At 39.7% G+C, this 19,286-nt stretch carries 16 protein-coding genes; 7 read left to right on the forward strand and 9 right to left on the reverse strand.

Annotation, left to right across the window (positions count from 1 at the left end; genetic code table 11):
- Positions 1 to 218, reverse strand: a 218-nt coding sequence (locus U1E44_RS14840) for a transposase (protein ID WP_322931891.1), incomplete at its 3' end; no start/stop codon positions are given.
- A gap of 202 nt (positions 219 to 420) precedes the next feature.
- Here U1E44_RS14840 and U1E44_RS14845 point away from each other — a divergent pair.
- The 7 genes from U1E44_RS14845 to U1E44_RS14875 are packed head-to-tail and all read left to right on the forward strand — an operon-like array spanning position 421 to position 8,619.
- Complete coding sequence (locus U1E44_RS14845; protein WP_322931892.1) at positions 421 to 1,473, forward strand: GNAT family N-acetyltransferase; 1,053 nt, start codon at positions 421 to 423, stop codon at positions 1,471 to 1,473.
- A 31-nt stretch (positions 1,474 to 1,504) separates the two neighbouring features.
- The gene (locus tag U1E44_RS14850) at positions 1,505 to 2,554 is read left to right on the forward strand and encodes a GNAT family N-acetyltransferase (protein WP_322931893.1); all 1,050 of its coding nucleotides are present in this window, start codon (positions 1,505 to 1,507) and stop codon (positions 2,552 to 2,554) included.
- 8 nt (positions 2,555 to 2,562) lie between these two features.
- Complete coding sequence (locus U1E44_RS14855; RefSeq protein WP_322931894.1) at positions 2,563 to 3,819, forward strand: GNAT family N-acetyltransferase; 1,257 nt, start codon at positions 2,563 to 2,565, stop codon at positions 3,817 to 3,819.
- A gap of 12 nt (positions 3,820 to 3,831) precedes the next feature.
- Positions 3,832 to 5,058, forward strand: a complete 1,227-nt coding sequence (locus U1E44_RS14860; RefSeq protein ID WP_322931895.1) for a GNAT family N-acetyltransferase — start codon at positions 3,832 to 3,834, stop codon at positions 5,056 to 5,058.
- A complete protein-coding gene (locus tag U1E44_RS14865; RefSeq protein ID WP_322931896.1) occupies positions 5,055 to 6,224 on the forward strand; it encodes a GNAT family N-acetyltransferase in 1,170 nt (389 codons plus the stop codon). The genes U1E44_RS14860 and U1E44_RS14865 overlap by 4 nt, the downstream gene beginning before the upstream one ends.
- Positions 6,225 to 6,234: 10 nt before the next feature.
- On the forward strand, positions 6,235 to 7,416 hold the full coding sequence (locus U1E44_RS14870; RefSeq protein WP_322931897.1) for a GNAT family N-acetyltransferase: 1,182 nt from the start codon (positions 6,235 to 6,237) through the stop codon (positions 7,414 to 7,416).
- A gap of 24 nt (positions 7,417 to 7,440) precedes the next feature.
- Positions 7,441 to 8,619 carry a GNAT family N-acetyltransferase gene (locus tag U1E44_RS14875; RefSeq protein ID WP_322931898.1) on the forward strand — a complete coding sequence of 393 codons (1,179 nt, stop codon included), beginning with the start codon at positions 7,441 to 7,443 and terminating at the stop codon, positions 8,617 to 8,619.
- A 483-nt stretch (positions 8,620 to 9,102) separates the two neighbouring features.
- On the opposite strand, the gene U1E44_RS14880 is transcribed toward U1E44_RS14875, so the two are convergent.
- The 8 genes from U1E44_RS14880 to U1E44_RS14915 all read right to left on the reverse strand — a co-directional run bounded on the left by U1E44_RS14880 (position 9,103) and on the right by U1E44_RS14915 (position 19,062).
- A complete protein-coding gene (locus tag U1E44_RS14880) occupies positions 9,103 to 10,023 on the reverse strand; it encodes a hypothetical protein (protein WP_322931899.1) in 921 nt (306 codons plus the stop codon).
- Entirely contained in the window at positions 10,023 to 11,426 is a 1,404-nt protein-coding gene (locus tag U1E44_RS14885) for an MBOAT family O-acyltransferase (protein WP_322931900.1), read from the reverse strand. Before U1E44_RS14885 ends, U1E44_RS14880 begins: the two co-directional genes overlap by 1 nt.
- A 157-nt stretch (positions 11,427 to 11,583) precedes the next feature.
- Positions 11,584 to 12,759, reverse strand: coding sequence for an OmpA family protein (locus U1E44_RS14890; RefSeq protein ID WP_322931901.1), 1,176 nt, complete (start codon positions 12,757 to 12,759; stop codon positions 11,584 to 11,586).
- A gap of 242 nt (positions 12,760 to 13,001) precedes the next feature.
- Positions 13,002 to 13,466 carry a hypothetical protein gene (locus U1E44_RS14895; protein WP_322931902.1) on the reverse strand — a complete coding sequence of 155 codons (465 nt, stop codon included), beginning with the start codon at positions 13,464 to 13,466 and terminating at the stop codon, positions 13,002 to 13,004.
- Positions 13,447 to 14,598, reverse strand: a complete 1,152-nt coding sequence (bshA, locus tag U1E44_RS14900) for an N-acetyl-alpha-D-glucosaminyl L-malate synthase BshA (RefSeq protein WP_322931903.1) — start codon at positions 14,596 to 14,598, stop codon at positions 13,447 to 13,449. The genes U1E44_RS14895 and bshA overlap by 20 nt, the downstream gene beginning before the upstream one ends.
- A 73-nt stretch (positions 14,599 to 14,671) precedes the next feature.
- The gene (locus tag U1E44_RS14905) at positions 14,672 to 17,584 is read right to left on the reverse strand and encodes a glycoside hydrolase family 3 N-terminal domain-containing protein (protein ID WP_322931904.1); all 2,913 of its coding nucleotides are present in this window, start codon (positions 17,582 to 17,584) and stop codon (positions 14,672 to 14,674) included.
- 194 nt (positions 17,585 to 17,778) lie between these two features.
- Entirely contained in the window at positions 17,779 to 18,261 is a 483-nt protein-coding gene (locus U1E44_RS14910) for a hypothetical protein (RefSeq protein ID WP_322931905.1), read from the reverse strand.
- A 9-nt stretch (positions 18,262 to 18,270) separates the two neighbouring features.
- Positions 18,271 to 19,062, reverse strand: coding sequence for a (Fe-S)-binding protein (locus U1E44_RS14915; protein WP_322931906.1), 792 nt, complete (start codon positions 19,060 to 19,062; stop codon positions 18,271 to 18,273).
- Positions 19,063 to 19,286: the final 224 nt, after the last annotated feature.

Below are 19,286 nucleotides of genomic sequence, written 5' to 3' on the forward strand. Positions count from 1 at the left end.
ACATCAGCATACATTTGCTTGAGCCTAACGTTTTCTACTTCAAGTTCCTTTAAACGTTTTAACTGTTGCTGTTCCATTCCTCCATACTTCTTGCGCCAATAATAGATGGTGCTCTTGTCGATTCCCAATTCCCTTGATACTTCTGGAACCCCACGTCCCTGTTCGATTTCCTTTAGAGCCTTCACGATCTGGCTCTCACTAAACTTGCTGCTTTTCATTGTGACAATTTGAATTTAAAGTTAATAAATTCGAATTTTAAACTGTCCTATTTTTGGGGAAGGCTACAGTAAGCCTGCGCTGTCCTTTCCTTTTTTCAAGGATTTGCTTTTTACCAAAATCCCGTTTTTGCCCCTCTATACCAACGTGGGAAAGACCCTTACCAAGGGTATTTGCTATAGCCTAGTAGAAAGCCAGTCCCCCATGGAAAAAAAAGGGGTTTTTCTGGTTTATGATGTACCCACCTATTATAATTTGGAGAACAGCACAAAAGGGGCTGGCCTTGGCAAATACCAGGTAACACAATACCCTGGATATCTATGTGAACTGAATGGCTATACCGACCTAAACCATTTTATGAGGGATACTTTCGGCAAAAGGACAAACGGAAAATTCAACCGGTACAGAAGCCGACTGGCAACCTGTTTTGACATAAGGCACCGTATGTTTTACGGGGAAATGGCCGCAACCGAATATGATTTTATCTTTGGCCACTTTAAGCGGCTGTTGGACAAACGTTTTGCGGACAAAAAGATAGCCAATAACCATCTGAATCCTACGGAATGGGGCTTTTATGGCGAAGTGGTCCTTCCGATGCTTCGAAAGAAGGAGGCCGCCCTGTTCGTAATCTACAATGGGGAGACTCCCATAGCCGTAACCCTGCTCTATATAATGGATACCGTGGTGATCGATGCCATCCCTGTTTTTGATATCGATTTTAAAAAGTTCAATTTGGGCACCGTTGCCCTTATGGAATTGGTGGCGTGGTGCATTGACAACGATTTTAAAGCCTTGGACCTCTCCAAAGGCTTTTACGAATACAAGACCCGATGGGCAAAAAAACGGTACGATTTTGAATACCATATAATTTTCAGCAAGGGACATTTTATAGCTGAGGTACTTGCCGTACTAATGAAAGCGTATTTTAAGTTAAAACACTATCTGAGGACAAAAAAACTGAATGAAAGATTTCATAGGGTCGCCTTTTTCCTGAAAAGACCCGGTACGGATGCTGGTTGCATACCAATTCAATTTGAATTTGACAGTGGCAACGTGGAACATTCGGATGGGAATGTTGAAAAAATCGCAATCCATGGGGAAAACCAATCGCATTGGCATCCCATGGTATATGAATTTGCCTACCTATGCTCGGAAAAGTTCAACGACATCGACCTGTACAGGATAAGAGGCTCCGCTACGGAATTCTGGCTGAGAGGCAAACGGAGCCAAAAAAAAGTGATCCTAAAAAGCAGTTAAACAATTGGAAACATCCCATTCCCCAAATAAAATGAAGTACGGAACGGTTAAGGACAAAGTACATAAATCCATTTGGCAGCGGCTGAAACATTTGCTTTTGCCCACTTCTACATCCATGGTATTTGATTTGTTCCAAGAAGATAAGATTGCACATTTCTATACCGGTACCGTACAAAATACCCTAACCCATAACTATTTGGCCACGTCCAATGCCTTTGACCCGAAATTTGATGAGGGCCACGTTTTCTTGGTGAAGGACATACCGTCGTTTTTGCAATTAACCATAGACACCACCGCACATGGCAGGCAACATCGTTGCATTGAACAGTACAAGGGGTATTTGGTGGATATAAGCAATAGCAAAGACCTAAACGACTATTTGGATTCCCATCTGAGCAGTAGAAACCGGAAAAACCTGAGAGCCAAACAGCGAAAACTGGAGGAATCGGGGACTATTTCCTATACCTTTCATTTTGGTGAAATTGACAAATCAGAGTACGACCGCCTTTTCGATGCTTTTTATCGGCTTTTGGAAAAAAGGTTCCACGAAAAGAAAATGTACAACAAAAACCTGGTACAATGGCACTATTATCATGCATTGGCCTATCCTTTGATTTTGGCCAAAAAAGCGTCGCTCTTTGTGATCTATGATGGCGACAACCCCATAACCCTTACACTTAACTTTCACAAAGGAGACATTGTATTCAGTGCCATACAGACCTATGACATTGCTTATTCCGGCTATAATATGGGCGATATTAGCATGGTAAAGCATTTGGAATGGTGTAAAAGCCTTAATGTGGCTCTGTTTGATCTTTCCATGGGCGTTACGGATTACAAACTAAAATGGTGCAACCGTACGTACTCGTTCCATTATCAGCTATTTTATAGCAAAAGTTCCTTGCTGGCACACATTGTCTTGTACTATACGTTACTAAAATTGCGTTTAAAACAGTACCTAAGGGACAAACATATCATCGGAAAACGGTTTCAGTACGACACCTTTTTTTATAAAAAACAAGTAAAGAAGCTTAAAAATTACGATTGGAAGGCGTCCAATTGTACCGAAGTCCAAAATTAAAGAGTAGTATGTGGTACGATAAAAGGATTCCTATATCAAAACCCTTGAATTTTCTGAATCTGCTTTTGGAAGAAAGAAAGGTGGCCTTCCCTTATGTCAAGATTACCCATACCCTCTGCGATAGGGTCGTTTATGACAAACCCCGGATAGAACCACCGCCTTTGAACAGTACTATTTTAACCGTTTTAGATGTACCCAGCTATTTAAATCTGGAAACAGCAGCCTTATCGGGTTTGAAAATGCATAAAATACCCACCTACAAAGGAAGTCTGATCACATTGAAAAACTATAGGAATCTGGACGATTATCTTAAAAAGAATTTTAGTTACAGCCGAAGATCGAAATTGAGGATGTACCGAAAAAGACTGGAACAAACCTTCCCCATCACCTATAAAGCGTTTTACGGGGACATCGCCAAAACCGAATATGATGGGATTTTTGAGGCTTTGCACAACATGTTGGATCAACGTTTCGCACAAAAACAAACCACCAACGACGATCTGCAACGCTGGAATGTGTACTTGGAAAAGGCGTATGCCCTAATCCTTAAAAAAGAAGCTTGTCTCTTTGTTATCTACGATGGCGAAAAACCTATAAGTATTTGCCTTAATCTTATTTTCGACAAAACGATTTTTGGCTATATCCGTGCCTACGACATCGATTATAGCAAATTCGCTCTGGGTTTCACGGATTTACTGGTGCAATTAGAATGGTACTTTGCCAATGGTTTCGAGATTTTCGACCTCCTCAAAGGGGAATACGATTATAAGACCAAGCTCACCGATGGCTACTACTATTTTGAAAAATACCTCGTGTACGGGACTGGTAGTCCCATAACCGTGCTAAGGGGAACATGTAAATTGATAGGGGTAAAAACCTTTTATAGCCTTTACCGTCTTCTTAAAAAATGGAAGGTAAACACATACTACCATAAACTACGATCGGTATTCCACAAAAAACAGGTTTCCCAAATTGAAAAGTGCTTTGAGATTAGCGATATCGATCTTGTGGATTATGGCGATGTGAAGGCAAAAGAACCTGAGCTTACAGAACTAGATCTGTATTCGGACAACCTTGCGTTTTTAAGAAAACCGATTTATGATTTTCTGTACGCCAACCGGGAACACAGAAATGAAGTACACGTATGGGGCTGCCCCAAAAAAAAAGACCTATTTTATATTGTAGGAAAAACTAAAGTCCAACAATTGGTGTTTAACCTTCCCAAGGAAAATAGGATCTTGGAAAAAACAAACATGTACAATTAACAAACCCACAATATGGCATATTTACGGGACAATAAAAGCACCATAACTCGGTTTTTCCTGGAAAACTTTTTGAACAAAAGAGACCTTTACCCGTTTTATACCAAGGTAACCAATACGCTTTCAAAAAAGGTCATCTACGATCGTGAAATACCTAAAAATATGGAATTTCGGCATAAGACCTATGTCCTAAAAGACGTGCCCAATTATCTTTATGCCGAAATTCCGGAGATCTATGATGGCTTAAAAATAAATCGAATAGCTACTTATGAGGGATTTGCCATTGATTTAAAACAATACCAAAACCTTGAGGACTACCTAAAATTCCAATTGGGTAAAACCAGCAGATCCAAAATAAGACGTTACCAGAACCGGTTGGAAACTTGTTTTGACATCTCCTATACTTTTTATTATGGCGAAATAGCCCAAGCAACTTACGATGATCTGCTTGACCGGCTCAAGACCATGTTGGAACGGCGGTTTGAAGAAAAAAAGGAAGCCAATTACGAACTTCAACACTGGGAAAGTTTCCATTGTACCATGCGACCGCTCATCTTGGAAAAAAAGGCGTTTTTATTTGTAATTTACGATGGGGACAAAGCCATTGACATTACCTTAAACGTAGTCTATGACGATATGGTCTTCTCCAATATTAGTTCCTATGACGTGGATTACGCCGCTTTCAGTCTGGGAACCATAGATATGGTGAAACATATAGAATGGTGTTTTGACCAAAATTTCGGGATCATAGATCTTTTAAAAGGTTACCATTATTACAAAAAAAGGTGGATCAATTGCATTTACACCTACGAAAGGCATATCATCTACGATTCCAATTCGTTCGTTACAAGCTGCCGAGCCAAAATAAAGACCCTAAAAGTCTCCCTTTTTTACCATTTTTTCAGGTGGGTCAAGAAATGGAGACTAGATGAACCTATCCAAAAGTTTAAAACTTATCGGTACACAATTAAAACAAAGACAAGGCCATTGGCGTTGGAACCCGAGGTAATGATGGAACCCTATCCCCCAACGGTTCCGGAAGATCGTCTGGAGCTCATATCCATTAAAAGCGATACCTATCGTTTTTTGAGGAAATCCGTATATGGTTTGGCGTACGGTTCCTCCGAAAAGGCAGATACCATAAAGGTGTTTCGGTTTTTGGACCGGACAGATGCCTATTTGGTGGCAGGAAAACATAAGAAAGTAGTGCTAAAGGTCAGTAACGTTCAAAACAACAAATGAATAAAGTAAGCTTGGATTTTTTTGAGCAACTGTTTGAAAAGGAAGATGGCCTTCCTTCGATCATCCCCGAGATACGGTTTAAAGATGACGGAAGCCCTGTATATCATTCTGCCACAAGGGATACCGGGACCTTATTGCCCAAAAAACTGCATTCCATAAAATTTGTGCCCGATTACCTCCATCTTAAACTTCCCATGGATGGTTTTACCCTTGAAACGTTTGGGCAGGTCAAAGGATATTCGGTAAACGTAACAGGTTTTACGGATGTGGGGGCCTATTTGAAAAGTCAGTTTAAATCGAACGCCAAGACCATTAAAAGGTACGTTACCCGTCTGGAAGCCTGTTTTCCCATATCGTACCGTTTGTTCTACGGTGAAATATCGCAAACGGAATACGATCATATCCTGGATACCTTGGAGCAGATGCTGCGCAACAGGTTTATGCAGCGCAGGGACAGCGATGAAAGTCGGAAAAAATGGGATAGGGTAAGAAAGGAAACCTTCGATTTTATCCATGCAAAAAAAGCCTCCCTTTTTGTGATCTATGATGGGATCAAACCCATAGAAATATCTATAAATTACCATTTTAAGAACATACTGTTCAGTTCCATTTCCTCTTATGACATCTATTATTCTAAGTTTGGTTTAGGTCATGTAGAAATCTATAAACAACTTGAATGGTGCATGAACAATGGTTATAAAATATTTGAAATGGGAAGGGGCGATCTGGACTACAAACGAAGATGGAGCAATACTATATACACTTTTGAGCAGTTTGTCCTAACGCCAAAAAATAATCCCGGTGCCTACCTTCAATCTATTTTCTTAAGTAACTTTCTACGCTTGAAAGGGTATCTGAAATCGAAGAAGGTACACCTTTATGTAAAGAGATTAATAGAGGTAATTACAAGGAATGTTACAGCACATAGGGCGGAAGTGACCTATAAAATTGAGGAATTGCCGTCGCAATCAATAAAGTCCTGCCAACCCAAAATAGACCTTGACGATAGTGCCTATGAATTTCTGCGGAAACCCGTTTATGATATCTTATATCAGAAGACCATCCCTATTTCGAAGATTTCGCTCTATGAGGTTCAAAAGGAGAGACACTATATATTGGAAAGCCAGAAGGAACAATACGTCATTTTACTTAAACCCAACATTTAGATTTGAACCTATGAGCAAATCGCAGTTTGATTTTTATTTTGATCTTTTTGAGCGTGGCTCCATACCTCCCTTTTATAATAAGATTTTGTTTACAGAAGGTAAAGACGCACCAATAGACGACTTACAGCAGAAAAAAAAGAAACTAATGAGGGATAATGGCCTAGTTCCCGTTAGCAACGTTCCCTCATATCTAGACCCAATACTCAAGTCCGGCCTAAAATCCATAAAATTTTTCCAAGGAAAAGGATACGCCATCCTATTGAAAGACCATTCAACAATGGATATGCTATTTGCCCAGCATTACCGATCTAAATTTCGAATTGGGGTTAAGCGATCGATATCCCGTTTGGAAGCATGTTTTTCTATTTCGTACAAAATGTATCACGGGCATATTGAAAAAAGAGACTATGATTTTTTGATGTCCAGTTTGAGAAAAATGTTAGAGCGAAGATTCCAACAATTGGGTGAGAAAAATGATCGTTTACAAGAATGGACAAGATTTGAGGGATTGCTTTACCCATTGATAAACTCAAATAAAGCTTCAATTTTTGTCATCTTTGACGATAAGAAACCTATTGATATTGCATTCAACTACCATTTGCCCCCACTTTTTTTCAGTGCCGTATCGTCCTATGATATCGACTATTCCAAATTTGGACTGGGTAACATAGACCTATACAAGCAGGTAGATTGGTGCCTAAAAAATGGTTATGGGATTTTTGATATGGGTTTTGGAGATCTGGAATACAAATTGAAATGGGCCAACCATACGTATGATTTTGAACGTCACCTTGTATTCGGAAATGACGCTTTAAATAAGGTTAAAGTTTACTATATAAAAATGCTTTACCATTGTAAGGCCTATTTAAAATCAAAAAACATTGATGCACTTTACAAAGCTATTAAGATCGTTCTTAAAGGGGGAAAAAAAAAGCGCAAAACCCTAGCGAATACCGAAACCACATTTTCTGATTATAAAATAGTTCCGTTTGCAAAAACGGAAAAACATCAGGACTTGGTTCAACTTGATCCCAACGATGCTGGTTACACCTTTCTACGTAAACCCATTTATGATTTCCTGTATTCCCATACCGAACACATTTCAAATGTTGCGGTATTTGAACTGGAACCTTATAAAACCTATTGGATGAAAGGGAAGGAAAACAGCCAAACCATTACGTTCACCACTTAACCAAAAAGACCTATACGCCGAAATATGAAATTTGTGCAGAAAGAAGAAATGGAATTGTTCTCGAAAATTTTTGAGGAAAACCTGGTTCCCCAAATCTATTCGGGCATTTCTTATGCCAACGAATTTGTGGACAATCCTTTATTCCCCGCACATATAGTGGACGAACATGGTATTTACTCCTTGCGATTGGTCCCCGGTTACTTCACCTTGGCCCTTAACGATAAATTCCGGGCAAAAAAAATCACGCAATTCAATTGGAGCTACACCATTATTTTGGATTCGGTTTTACATGTGGATGCCTACGTAAAAAGCAGGTTTGGCCCTAAAGCCACAAATATCAGGAAGTCCGTAAACCGATTGGAAACCTGCTTCGATATCAAATATACCATGTATTGCGGTGAGATCGAACCTGAAACCTATCTCGCCCTAATGGATTCCATGAAAGACATGTTGGAACGAAGGTTCCTGCAAAGGGAAGAAAACCACAAAGAACTTATACGATGGAGCCACCTGTGCGAAACAACCCACTCCCGGATTTTGGAAAAAAAAGCCTCACTTTTTGTGATCTACAATAAGGATGCCCCTGTAGTCATCTCCTTGAACCATCATTTCGATAAAATCCTTTTTGGTGCCATTTCGGCCTATGACATCGACTATGCAAAATTCGGAATGGGACATATACTCATTTACAAACAACTGGAATGGTGCTTGGTGAACGGATTTAAAATCTTTGAAATGGGGGTGGGCGGCATGGATTATAAACGCCGATGGAGCAACGCTGTGGCCCATTTTGAGCACCATATCGTTTATCCCTGCGATTCCGCTTTCCTGAAATGCTATGCCTATTTGGAGTTTTTGAAAATAAGGGTGAAGGAATATCTTAAATCGAAGAACGTCAATACCCATTACAGCAAGTTCAAATCCCTTGTTTTAGGCCCCAAAAAAGGACAAAACAGATGTGATCCCCCAAAAATAACCTACCATGTTGAACCATTGTCGAAAATGCCCCTTATGACCGATGCCCATAAAGTAAACCTCTACGTCCAACCCTTTGCCTTTCTGCGCAAACCGGTATACGATTTTCTCTTCACGCATGCCGAACATGTAAATGATGTGGAGGTATTTGAGCTGGTTAAAGACAGTGTTTACCTTATCAAAGGCAAATCCACGTCCCAGAAAATACATTTGGGAAAACAACCATAAACATTTCCTAACCAACAGGTTTATTGGAAACCCGGGGTTTATTTTTATGATGGATTCAAAAATCGTTATCCCGATCGGGAGGGAGAAAAGTACATCGAGAATGGGTTTTTGAATCCAAAATACGTCAGTTCGAGTTAGTTTTCATTTTCCAAAGCGCAGCGGAGAAAAATAAAAAACAGTATCGAGAACGGCTCAGGGACACTGCCGAACAAACCCGGTCTTAATACATCCCGCAAAAGCGGGACACTCTACCTTACAACGAGGATTTTATCGAAAACCAGCATTTTGAATCCAAAAAAACAATAGCATAACGAACCATAAGGAGGGGGAAGGCACCTGAATACTCCCTACACAACGGTACAGGTCGAAAACCATGTTTGTTTTGCCAAATGGTATGGGCTTACAAAATTGAATGCAAAACCTTGTAAGCGTTTCACCTGTCCAAAAGTTATCGAGACTATGTGTCAAGGAACATTTTATTTCCTAATAATTCGAAAGCTCTGTAGATGCCGCAACTTGTTTGGCCGCTTGTTCATGCCCATAACACGTCCAATGATGATCATCGGCAAATGACCAGCTTTTGGTACTGTTTTTTTTCAAAAGTAAGTTCTTAATACCATGATCGGATACCAGTTCTACCAATTCAGAGCTGGTTTCCGGCCTAAAGACAAGTATAAGGTTATCCGTCCTATAATTTTCCTTAACATACTTCAGAAGCTCGTGGTACAATTCAAACGAATTTGATGTTTGTGAGGTGGTGGTTTGTTCGGATTTCTTTACAAATATATTCCTGAAGTTCAGTTTAATTGGAAATCTGTTGTACAGGTAATATGCAAATTTCCAATTGTATAGAATTAACTTCAGTTTAGGAGATTTCATTTTTCCGGGAATTAATTTGCCATCCGCTACGTTCCATTGGGTAATATCCGATTTCGCTTTTATATCAGAGATACTTTCCTCAAAATCATTATCGCTTACATACAAAATTTGAAATTTAGGATTAAGATATTGGTTCTGTTCGCTAATTTCCATAGCCCCTATAAAAGAAACGCCCGACCGTGCGGTTTCAAAAAAGTTCATATTTGGCAATTGATCCTTTAATAAACTGCCTTGATGGCAACTATCCGGGTTCATTAGGTTTTCTATAAAAGAATCTCCTATCACCGTAACCAAAGGATCCCATTTGCCGGGTAATGGCCCTGGCCATCCTTTTTTATTAATTTGCCATTGATGTTTGCCTCCCTTCCAATAACCTGTTTGGGAAGGAATGTATTTTTGTATGCCATCTTCACCAATTTGACGTCTAGGGATATCTGATGTGACAAAGAAGAGTCGTGATACAATTTCGGCTACCACTAGTCCTATAAAAAAATATAACATTCCTTTTAAAATAAACTTCTTCATTAGAACTGAAAATAAATAAAAGATTGTTTAACATTGACATCATAAAAAACAAATAGAGCACCAATGATTACAAGGTAAAGTGTAGCTCGTACTGCTCTATTTTTAAAATTAAACGGATTTCTCTCATCTTTTCGAATGATATATTCGTAGATGACAAAGACTAAAATAAGAATAAAATATTGGGTCATATCTTTACCATAGGGATGTACATAATTTTCAAAATGCCTTTCCGTGAAAATTCTGTTTATGAACGAAAATGAATCCCCAAGCGAATCGGAACGAAAAAAAATACGTGAAAATGTTACTAGAGCAAATGTTGTTAACACTTGTATTATTTCGATCACGGAAGGAAATATAGAATTTTGACCAATTACACTGTTTTTATACATTGTATTTCTTCCCATTAAAAAAACAGGAATATAAGCTAAAGCATGAATGCCTCCCCAAAATATAAAGGTCCAATTGGCTCCATGCCAAAAACCGCTTACTAAAAATATGATACAGATATTTCTAACCGAAAGAATTTTAGAAACTCTTGAACCTCCCAAAGGCACATATAAATAGTGCCTAAACCATGTAGATAAGGACACATGCCAGCGCTGCCAATATTCCGCGACGTTTCTTGAAAAATTTGGAAATTTAAAATTAGACATTAATTCTATACCAAAAAGCTTGGCCGTACCTATAGCAATATCCGAATAACCACTAAAATCACCATATACTTGAAAACTAAAAAAAATGACACCCATAATTAAGGTGGACGAAGAATATATTTCCTGATTGACAAAAATATCATCCACAATTGGGGCTAAACTATCCGCAATTACCACCTTTTTAAACAAACCCCAAAGTATTAATTTTAACCCTTCCGTATTTTGATTGTAATCGAACCTTTTGTCTTTTGTTAGTTGAGACAATAGATTAGAGGCTCTTTCTATAGGGCCGGCAACGAGTTGGGGGAAAAAAGAAACAAATGTTGCAAAAGACAGAAAATCTCTGGTAGGTTTAATACGATCGTAATAGATGTCTAAAGAATAAGACATAGTTTGAAATGTATAAAAAGAAATCCCAACAGGTAAAATAATATGAAGTGTCCATGAACTAGTGGCTGTATAACCAAAAAGTTGAAAGAAATCTAATAAAGATTCAGTAAAAAAATTAAAATATTTAAAAAAACCAAGTAAACTTAGGTTGAATAATACGCTGACCCATAGCCATATTATCTGAATATTTTTTTTATTGCGACTATTATGTATTTTGATGCCCACAAAATAATCTACCACAGTACTGGCCAGAATTAGGCTCAAAAATCGCCAGTCCCATAGCGCATAAAAGAAATAGCTGGCAAGGAGAAGTAAAATATTCTGCGCCTGTAACCTACCTTTCAATAAAATCCAATACATAAACCAGATTGTGGGTAAAAACAGTGCAAATTGAAATGAATTAAATAACATAAAACTTGGTCTAAGATGAGACTTAAAAAAAACGGAGGCTAGAACCTCCGCCTTTTGAATTTCTATTTTGTAAATCTACTTTTTTATCTCCAATCTCAATAAAATCCTAAAACCCAATAATCTCAAACTCGGACCTTCGGTTTACGGCATGCTTTTGTTCCGTGCAACGGGTATGATCGTCACATTCATTAAGGAGTTGGGTTTCGCCGAACGCTTCTTTACTTATGCGATTTTCGGGTAGGCCTTTGGCCAATAAATAATCCACTGTTCTATTAACCCTACGCTCTGACAACCACATATTATAGGTTTCCGGACCTCTGGAATCGGTATGCGAGGTAACTTTAATATGCAGTGCCGGATTATTTTCCATAAGTACGGTTAATTTATCCAATAGTTCCTTATACGGTTTGTTGAGATACGAGGAATTGAAATCGAAATACACATTGCCTAAATTTCGGATCTCGTTCTGGAGCTGTTCCTTTCGTCTTTCGGCATCGGCTTTTTCCTTTTCCAAAGCCGCCAGGCGTGCCTTTTCCTTTTCGTGTGCCAAACGCTCTGCTAAAAGTCGGGCTTCTTCCTCGGCCTTGTGCGCTGCATCAATAGAATCTTGAACCCTTTGATTTTCTTCAAGCAAAGCTAACTTTTCCAGTCCCTTTTTAGAAATTTCTTTCTCCACGCCGAAACGGTATACCACGCCTGCGGTATGTTGCAATTGTTTGGTAGATTTTTGATCTTCGCCCAAGCCCCATTTCCCCATTGTATGAAAATTGAGTCCCCAGCGATCATTGAACCATGTATTGAATCCAAAACCGGCATTCGCTGTTGTTCTTCCAATAGATCCTATAGATGTGTACCCGGCACCTATCTGAATAAAAGGATCGAACCAACCAGTTTCTCCGATAATTTTATTGAGATCATAGCTAAGCATCCCGTCAATGGCAACGTAATCCCTTTCGGTCTCATTTATGCGCCCATCGATCTTTTTCCCTACCCGGTATTCTGTATAAGACCCGATAACGGTGGCGCGGAGCCCATTTTTAAAGGCTCTTCCTACACTTACCGACGAGGGGTACGGCACCATGTTCCAGGTATCATCTATATTCAAGAAATCGCGTCCAAAAGGAGTGGCAGAATCGTCTACGATATTAATACCTAGCCCAAAGAACCAATAACTGGTAACGATGCTGTCTTTGGCTGTTAAGGTCAATTCTTGTGCTTGATTGTAGTTTGGGAAAAATCCCACTAAAATAATAAGCAGTAAAAGGGTGTACTTTTTCATCATGAATACAGATTTGGGGCTGATCAGAATCAAAATTAGTACGAAAGCACTAAGGCAAAAACAAAATTCCTTGAAGTGTAGGAATATTCGATAGCTGGTATTGGGAAATAGGCATACCGATAATAGCGGTACTTTATCGATATGTATGTGGACTGATCTTCTCAATAGCGCAAGGTTTAAACCATGGGCTATAATATAAATGAGGTTCGCTAAAACTCATGGTCTTGCCGTATTTCGGAACATACTCAGGGGTGTTCCCTAAAAACAATGCTTTTTTCGGTAATGGGATGTGTGTACACCCTAAAAAATCCACCAGAAGCCGCAGTTGTATTGTTGCTTTTCTCCCGATACGGCTGTTCGCCAAAAACAAGGTGATTCTCGGTTTCAGCAAGGGGTATCATTTCTGTGGTTTCTCCGGCGGCACTCATCAATCCAAAATAAACCAATACCATATTTCGTTCAAAATCTACCTCGGGTACCGCTAAGCCAGGTTTTCGGGTTTGATTAATTTTCGAAAAGAATTTTTTAAGGGCGCCTGCGTTCCTAAAAATAAGTATTTTTTCTGGATAATCTCCGATGTAGAAATCGCTTAAAAGAAGGTGCAATCCTTCGGGATTTTGTATATCTTGGCTGGTTTGCTTTTGACTTTTACAGGAAATTACGCCTAGCAACAAGGATAAAAAAAGGATTTTAAAGTTGGGGTGTCGCATTGTTAAATCGTTGGTTATACGCCTTGGTATACACGGCCTCATACAAAGGCAAGACTTTTGAAATATCAAATTTCTGAGCTGTTTTGGCGGCATTTTTCTTGAATTTTTCCAATATGGCATCATCACTAAGAATGCGCAGGGCATTTTCGGCCATGTCGTCGATATCACCTACATTGCTTAGGTATCCGGAAACACCGTGCATATTCACTTCCGGAATACCTCCTGTATTGCTCGATATTACAGGAACTTCATTCACCATAGCTTCCAAAGCTGCCAAACCAAAACTTTCTGATTTTGAGGGTAACAAAAACAAATCGGAAAAACACAAAATACGATCTATTTCATTGCTATTTCCTAAAAAGATTACTTTTTTGGCAATACCCAATTGTTCGCATAAATTTTCGGCATCCTGCTTTTCAGGCCCTTCTCCTACCATAATTAATTTTGCCGGTATGCGCTGTTGTATCTTATTGAAAACGTGAATAATATCCGGAATGCGTTTTACTTTTCTAAAGTTGCTGATATGGGTTACAATGCGTTCGTGATCTTCGGCCATTAGAGAGCGCTGACAATCGGTGAAATGCGTGCTGTACTTGGTAGTGTCTATAAAGTTGGGTATTACTTCTATAGGTTTCGTAATATCAAATATTTCCATCGTACTTTTTCGAAGATCTTCGGAAACCGCGGTGACTACATCCGATTTATTGATGCTAAACGTTACTGCCGGTTTGTATACCGGATGCTTTCCTACCAAGGTAATATCTGTACCGTGCAAGGTGGTAATCATGGGGATAAGAATTCCTTCTTCCTCTAATATCTTTTTTGCCATATAGCCGGCATACGCATGCGGTATAGCGTAATGTACATGCAGCACTTCAATACCGTAGAGCTTTATCGTATCTACCAGTTTGCTGGACAACGCCAACTCATAGGGTTGGTAATGAAATAAAGGATATTCCGGCACATGCACCTCATGGAAATGGATATTCGCACTTAGAAGCCCCAGTCTCACGGGCTGTTTATAGGTTATAAAATGAATTTCGTGACCTCTATTGGCTAATGCAATGCCCAATTCGGTGGCCACCACGCCGCTACCTCCAAAGGTAGGGTAACACACTATTGCTATTTTCATTTGTTCCTTTTTCTCACTGTTTAGGTATGCCATCTTAGGTAAATACCCCTCACTGTTTTTACAAAACTACGGTTTAATTTAAAATGGCATCGTAAATTGCCTTTTGAATGCGCACCCGTAATCCGGATTTCGCCAACAGCGTGTTCGTGGCTGAAGGGTAGGTTCTGTTAGACAAAAACACATAGACCAATTCTTCATCCGGATCGGCCCAGGTGTAGGTTCCAGTGAAACCACTGTGTCCGAAGCTTTTCCGTGAAACACAGCTACAGGCTGCACCATTACCGTGCAAATCGGGTTTATCAAAACCAACGCCCCTACGCACCTGTTGGTCACAAAAATAGCACGTATTGAATTTTTTAATCGTCCGGGCATCCAAAAAACGTTCACCTCCATAAAACCCATCTTGCAGGTACATTTGCATTATTTTGGCTACGTCGTTGGCATTGCTAAAAAGTCCGGCATGTCCTCCTACCCCACCCAACATGGCGGCACCCATATCGTGTACATAGCCCTGAACTTTTTGATACCGATAGTAATTATCTTCTTCCGAAGGTACAATTTGATTTAGCGGAAATTTTTCTAAGGGGTTAAAAGCGGTACGAAACGCCCCTAAGGGCTTATAGAATTGTTTATGGACTACCTCATCCAAGCCTTCTTTGTAATAATCTTCTATGTACTTCTTAAAAACAAAATAGGCAATATCACTATAACGGTACCGGTTCGATTTTAGTTCTTGTCGCCCAATTCTATTGTAAATAGAGTCTTTGTAGGTGTCGGCGAGGTACAGCTTGTCTGTTACTTTTATCGAAAATCCATTGAGGGGCGCATTGCGATAAAACTCGCCAGAGGGTTTTCGACTTTTGTCTAACGTATCCAAATAAAAGGCGATCCAGGCCGGTAATCGCCCATAATGCGACATCGCTTTTAGTACCGTCACATTTTTTAGTTCTGAATCGGCATACGTCGGCACCATTTCCTGAAATGTCGTGTTTAGAGAGATTTTCCCTTCCTCTTCCATTTTCATAATTACCGGTAATGTGGCCAAAATTTTGGTAAGTGATGCCAAATCGTATATGCTTTCTGTAGTAATCTTGTCATCGGAGGTATAGGTCGGTTTTCCGAAGCCTTTTTCATACACTACTTTACCCCTACGCGCTACTAGCACTTGTGCTCCTGGATACATTAAGGAATCGATCCCATTTTGAACCAGCTTGTCTATAGTAGCCAACTTCGCTGTACTAAGTCCCACCCGCTCCGGAAAACTGTACCCTAAGCGCATTAAAGACGAGACCTCTATCCCGGTGCCTGCCGGGAAAACAGGATGTGCTGTTACGGGTAATTTTCCTTTGGCCGGCAGTGAACCAAAAATAAATTCGGCCGCCTTCTGCTGTGCTATGGCGCTGTTCTGATAGGCTACAACTAGGGCATCGACAGTATCAAAGGAGGTTACTTCTAATAGGGCATACGGTTTTACAAACAACGTTAGGATAAGATTAGAACTGCGCTCCTGAGCTATTTCCTGCAACCAAGTCAGTTCCTTATTACTAAACTTATACGGCTTCCATGGACTTTCATTGCTACGGTGGAGACCCACAACAATAAGATTATAATCGGCCAATTTACTTTTTAATGAAGCGAGGTCCCCGGCATTGATTTGCGTTACGGTAGTGTACTTGTTCATGGTCTCTAAAAAAGTATCGCTATCGGCATCACCGAACTTTACGTAGGCTATTTTTTTATTGTCCAATTTTTTAATCGGCAACAGGGAAAAGTCATTTTTTAATACGGTTACGGCATTTTCTATGGCTTCTTCATAGGCAAGATCGTCTTCTAAGGTATTTAAATCCTGATGTAGATTTTTTAGTTCTATAGGTTGATACTGATGCAGCCCGGCTTTGTATTTAGACATCAAAATTTTCTTTACGGAGTGTGCCAATCGCTCCTCTGTAATACGACCCTTGGTGTAGGCCTCTAAAAATTTTGCTTTTGCTTTTGCAAAATCTACCGGCATTAATAAAATATCATTACCGGCCAAAAAAGCAGCGACGGCAACCTGGCCTTCGTCTGCATAATTGGCAACCCCTTTCATGTTTAAGGCATCGGTACAAATTAGCCCTTGAAAATTTAATCTTTCTTTGAGTTCATAGGATATAATTTGTTCCGATAAGGATGAGGGCAAACCTTCCTTTAGTTCTAAGCCGGGCACATTCAAATGTGCTACCATTACACCACTAAGTCCTTCATTAATCAATCGCTTAAACGGATACAATTCTACGCTGTCTAGTCGCGCGGCATTAAAAGGAATCACCGGCAATGCCAAATGAGAATCTACCGCTGTATCTCCGTGACCGGGAAAATGTTTGCCCATGGCGAGTACTCCGGCACTTTCCATCCCTTTCATAAAAGCAATGCCTTTTTCTGATACATTATCCCTCTGTTCTCCAAAAGATCGATTTCCGATAATGGGATTGGCCGGATTGGTATTGATATCGATATCGGGCGCAAAATTGATATGTACACCCATCCGTTTGGCATGAAGCCCTATCCTCCGCCCTATTTTTTCTACTATGGTAGTATCTGTTATAGCACCCAAGGTCATGTTCCACGGAAAGGCATAGGTAGAGTCTAGCCGCATAGCCAATCCCCATTCTGCATCCATACCAATGAGCAAGGGAATCTTGGAAACAGATTGAAGTTCGTTGGTAAGTTTCCCTTGACGTACAGGGCCTCCTTTTGAAAAAATAACCCCACCTAAATGATGGTTCTGAACCAGCGTTTTAATTTTATCCGTTTGGGCCTTCTCCTGTTCCGAAGCAACCATCACCATAAAAAGCTGTCCTATTTTTTCATCTAAAGACAAAGAGGCGTAGGTATCGTCTACCCATATTTGTTGGGCTAACGTATCCTTTGTGATAAGCGGATTTTGTTGCCCTTTTACTAAAAGAAAAGAAAAGAGGAAAATAAAAATAAATAAGTTTACACGCATAATTTAAGGTAATCTGTAGTAAAAGCCTTAGCAGTGCATCATTGATGCATTTCATCGATTAAGGTACTAAAAATAGGGGATTAATGGTGCGCTATTTAACCCATTTGTAACATAATGTTATGTTATAAAATGAGATTGAATGTTTGATGCTGCTGCCTTTCCATATCGTATTTCAGAAGTTTCTTACAATCCTTTTACATGAAACGACTGTGCCAACTTTCTTCGGCAGGTACTTCCCAATGATTTAGGTATTCGTATTTATCCACCACTAAATTATTAAACACAATAGTGTGCTTGGAGACCGCCTTTTCCTTGGCCATTTTTTTAAACTCGTTTAAGGGTTTATAAGCCACGTACTCGCCTTGCTTAAAGGAAACGTTCATTTTGTCTAATAATTGCACCTCAAATTTCTTTTCCAGGTGTTGTATAAAGTGTACCGACGCATCAATAGAACAACCTGAAGCAGCAGTTTGAGACTGGTCTAAAGCCAAGGTAATAAAACGATTATATTTTATGTCGTATCCGGCCTTAAGAGCGCTCCCATGGGCTGTCCATTCCTGAATAAATTCGTCTAAACTTTGCCGAATATCAGCTAGCTCATTGGCGGTAAAACTACGGTTTGCCTGATAAACCCACACTCTGGATTCATCGGGTAGTGTTTCAAAATCTACTAACATAGCTACATTTTATAAATCTGCCGCAGTGGCAATTAATTCAGCGATATCCATAATCTTTATTGTCGCTTCTTTTTCTTTGTTTTTAACGCCGTCGGTCATCATGGTATTGCAAAAAGGACAGGCGGCAGCGATAATTTCGGGATTGGTTTCTAAAGCCTGTTCTGTACGTTCAATATTCACATCTTTTGTACCTTTCTCGGGCTCTTTAAACATTTGAGCACCTCCAGCACCGCAGCACAACCCCTTCTTTTTACAATTTTTCATTTCTACCAGCTCGGCATCCAGTTTTCGAATCAATTCCCGAGGTGCTTCATAAACGTTATTCGCCCGTCCCAAATAACAGGGATCGTGAAACGTAATGCGTTTTCCTTTGAACTGACCGCCTTCCAAAGCTATTTTACCTTCTTGAAGCAGTTGTTGCAAAAACTGGGTATGATGTACTACCTCGTAAGTACCACCAAGTTCGGGATATTCATTTTTGAGGGTATTAAAACAATGCGGACAGGCCGTAACCACTTTTTTTACCTCATAGGCATTCATGACTTCGATGTTGGTGATCGCTTGCATTTGAAACAAAAATTCGTTTCCCGCCCTTTTAGCCGGATCCCCGGAGCAGCTTTCCTCTGTACCCAATACCGCAAAACGCACTTTGGCCTTATGTAAAATCTTTACAAAGGCCTTGGTTATTTTTTTTGCTCTATCATCAAAACTACCGGCGCAACCTACCCAAAACAATACCTCCGGTTGTTCACCTTTAGCCAAAAATTGCGCCATAGTAGGCACTTTTAGTTCTTCTGACATAGTTTTCGTTATTCGTTGATCGTTGTTCGTTGATCGTTGATGGTTTTACTTCGTAATTCGTACTTCTACATTCGTTGATGGTTTTCAGAATTTTACGTCCTGAAATGTTTTACCAAAAGACCTCCCCTAGCCCCTCCCAAGGAGGGGGATAAAAAGATTTGAAAACGCAACTTGTTGTTCATTCTATATTGATGGTTGTTCGTAAAATTGTTTCATTGATACAT

The sequence above is a fragment of the Aurantibrevibacter litoralis genome (genome assembly GCF_034651555.1).
GTDB classification, from domain to species: domain Bacteria; phylum Bacteroidota; class Bacteroidia; order Flavobacteriales; family Flavobacteriaceae; genus Aurantibrevibacter; species Aurantibrevibacter litoralis.

Bases quoted from the DNA above. Each gene is read 5' to 3' on its own strand.
- U1E44_RS14845 (WP_322931892.1), top strand. From the start codon at position 421: ATGGAAAAAAAAGGGGTTTTTCTGGTTTATGATGTACCCACCTATTAT.
- U1E44_RS14850 (WP_322931893.1), top strand. From the start codon at position 1,505: ATGAAGTACGGAACGGTTAAGGACAAAGTACATAAATCCATTTGGCAG.
- U1E44_RS14855 (WP_322931894.1), top strand. From the start codon at position 2,563: ATGTGGTACGATAAAAGGATTCCTATATCAAAACCCTTGAATTTTCTG.
- U1E44_RS14860 (WP_322931895.1), top strand. From the start codon at position 3,832: ATGGCATATTTACGGGACAATAAAAGCACCATAACTCGGTTTTTCCTG.
- U1E44_RS14865 (WP_322931896.1), top strand. From the start codon at position 5,055: ATGAATAAAGTAAGCTTGGATTTTTTTGAGCAACTGTTTGAAAAGGAA.
- U1E44_RS14870 (WP_322931897.1), top strand. From the start codon at position 6,235: ATGAGCAAATCGCAGTTTGATTTTTATTTTGATCTTTTTGAGCGTGGC.
- U1E44_RS14875 (WP_322931898.1), top strand. From the start codon at position 7,441: ATGAAATTTGTGCAGAAAGAAGAAATGGAATTGTTCTCGAAAATTTTT.
- U1E44_RS14880 (WP_322931899.1), bottom strand. From the start codon at position 10,023: ATGAAGAAGTTTATTTTAAAAGGAATGTTATATTTTTTTATAGGACTA.
- U1E44_RS14885 (WP_322931900.1), bottom strand. From the start codon at position 11,426: ATGTATTGGATTTTATTGAAAGGTAGGTTACAGGCGCAGAATATTTTA.
- U1E44_RS14890 (WP_322931901.1), bottom strand. From the start codon at position 12,759: ATGATGAAAAAGTACACCCTTTTACTGCTTATTATTTTAGTGGGATTT.
- U1E44_RS14895 (WP_322931902.1), bottom strand. From the start codon at position 13,466: ATGCGACACCCCAACTTTAAAATCCTTTTTTTATCCTTGTTGCTAGGC.
- bshA (WP_322931903.1), bottom strand. From the start codon at position 14,598: ATGAAAATAGCAATAGTGTGTTACCCTACCTTTGGAGGTAGCGGCGTG.
- U1E44_RS14905 (WP_322931904.1), bottom strand. From the start codon at position 17,584: ATGCGTGTAAACTTATTTATTTTTATTTTCCTCTTTTCTTTTCTTTTA.
- U1E44_RS14910 (WP_322931905.1), bottom strand. From the start codon at position 18,261: ATGTTAGTAGATTTTGAAACACTACCCGATGAATCCAGAGTGTGGGTT.
- U1E44_RS14915 (WP_322931906.1), bottom strand. From the start codon at position 19,062: ATGTCAGAAGAACTAAAAGTGCCTACTATGGCGCAATTTTTGGCTAAA.